General features: G+C 71.0%; 1 protein-coding gene. It reads left to right on the forward strand.

The genetic code is table 11. The features are described 5' to 3' along the window. The first annotated feature begins 43 nt into the window (after positions 1-43). Positions 44-964 (forward strand): hydroxymethylglutaryl-CoA lyase, encoded by a 921-nt coding sequence (locus tag E1193_RS31405; RefSeq protein ID WP_132186740.1) that lies wholly within the window; start codon positions 44-46, stop codon positions 962-964. Positions 965-1,364: the final 400 nt, after the last annotated feature.

Here is a 1,364-nt window from a genome sequence, read left to right on the forward strand (position 1 = left end):
GGGTCACCCATCACGTAAGACCGTCACAGTGAGGTGACCCCTTATGGCGGAACTGCCGAACTTCGTCTCCATCCGGGAGGTCGGGCCACGGGATGGGCTCCAGAACGAGGAGCCCATTCCCACCGAATCCAAGGTCCGACTGATCGATGCCCTGTCCCGCACCGGCGTACGGCGGATCGAGGCGGTGTCGTTCGTGCACCCGAAGGCGATTCCGCAGATGGCCGACGCGGACGAGGTGTGGCGGCGGGCGAACAGGGCGGAGGGGGTTCGCTACTCCGCCCTGGTGCCGAACACCCGGGGCGCGCAGCGTGCCCTGGCTGCCGGGTTCACCGAGATCGAGGTGGTGGTGTCGGCGAGCGACACCCACAACCGGCGCAACGTCAACCGCTCCACGGGTGATTCGCTGGACGACATCGCCGAGCTGATCGACCTGCTGCACGGGGCCGGTGCCCGGGCCGAGGTGATCGTGGCGACCAGTTTCGGCTGCCCGTACGAGGGGGACGTCGACCCCGCCCGGGTCGCCGGGATCGTCGACCGGGTGGTCCGCGACGGTGCCGATCGGGTGGCGTTCGGCGACACCACCGGCATGGGTACGCCCCGCCGGGTCCGTGAACTGCTGGCCGCCGTCCGCGACCGCAACGCCCACGTCCCGGTGCTGCTGCACTTCCACAACACCCGGGGCACCGCGCTGGCGAACTTGCTCACCGCCCTGGAGTTGGGCGTCACCGAGTTCGACGCCAGTGTGGGTGGCCTGGGCGGCTGCCCGTACGCCCCGGGTGCCAGCGGCAACCTGGCCACCGAGGAGGCGGTGCACATGCTGCACGACATGGGCATCGACACCGGGATCGACCTGGCCGCCCTGATCGAGGCCGCCGAGCTGGCCGAGGAGTTGGTCGGCAAGCGGCTCCCCTCCGGCGTCCTGCGCGCCGGCCCCCGCACCCGCCTCACCGCCGTTTCGGACTGAGACGGCGGCGCGCCCGGGGAACTGCTGCGCCGGCTGCGCACGCGCCGCCTTCGCGCCAATCCGTGCGATCCAACCCGAATCCGAGTCGGGTCCGACCCGACCCCGCCTCGGGTCGCTTGATCCCGCCGTCGGGTCGGCCTGATCCTGCGTCGGGTCGGCCTGATTCCGCCGTTGGGTGGGCCCGATCCCGTGTCGGGCCGCGTGATCCACTCAGAATGGCGCGAAACGGGGTAACCGCCTGCCCGGACACCCCGTTCCGCCGCAATCGGAATGGTTCACGTGTCCGGAGGGATCACCTGTCCGGAGGGATCACGCGGCCGGGCTGGATCACGCGGTTGGGCTGGATCACGCGGCCGGAACGGTCGGTCGAGCGCGGCCGGTGGGGTCAAAAGGGTGGCGG

The sequence above is a fragment of the Micromonospora sp. KC606 genome (assembly GCF_004348675.1).
In the GTDB taxonomy this organism is placed as follows: domain Bacteria; phylum Actinomycetota; class Actinomycetes; order Mycobacteriales; family Micromonosporaceae; genus Micromonospora.

Excerpts from the sequence above, each read along its gene's own strand:
- E1193_RS31405 (WP_132186740.1), top strand. The coding sequence starts at position 44 with ATGGCGGAACTGCCGAACTTCGTCTCCATCCGGGAGGTCGGGCCACGG.